This window comes from Streptomyces viridiviolaceus (genome assembly GCF_014650995.1).
GTDB lineage: Bacteria > Actinomycetota > Actinomycetes > Streptomycetales > Streptomycetaceae > Streptomyces > Streptomyces viridiviolaceus.
On record NZ_BMWA01000135.1, the window covers coordinates 1 to 527 of the forward strand.

Here is a 527-nt window from a genome sequence, read left to right on the forward strand (position 1 = left end):
TTTCCATGTTTGTTTCTTCATCAATCAAGTTGATACCGCTTGCCATAGAACCTATGAAAAACATCGTGGGGGTTTCAGGCATGATGATTTTTTTTCTTTTGACAAACTCAAGCCCCTTTTTAGTCCACATGAGATCCCTATAAATATTGCAATTGATGACAAAAAGGTTTCGCGCTTGATTGCTAAAAAAAGGATCTTTTTCATTAGGTCTTTCAGGGAACACGAGCTTTGCCAATCCAAAGATTTGAGTGGAAAAATCCCCCCCACTAGCCACCATGCCATGCCCTTTTAGGCGTGTGTCAATTTGAGAGAGTATGTCTTCAGTCAAAACCACGTCATTACCAAAATCCACATAAGCGAAAGGATTGAATCGGTGTGTTTTTAAGGAGAAAGGTTCATAGATGAACACTTTTTGGTTGAAGCGTTTTTCTCTGATTTTTCCGCAAGTTTCCATAGTGTCAGCCTTAGGGTCAAACACAACGATATTTTGAGGATAATTGATCATATTAGGCATGATGAAACCCACC

At 39.3% G+C, this 527-nt stretch carries 1 protein-coding gene; it reads right to left on the reverse strand.

The genetic code is table 11. The features are described from left to right. The coding region (locus IE260_RS43540; protein WP_189881050.1) for a type IV secretory system conjugative DNA transfer family protein at nt 1-527 on the reverse strand (527 nt) is incomplete at both ends.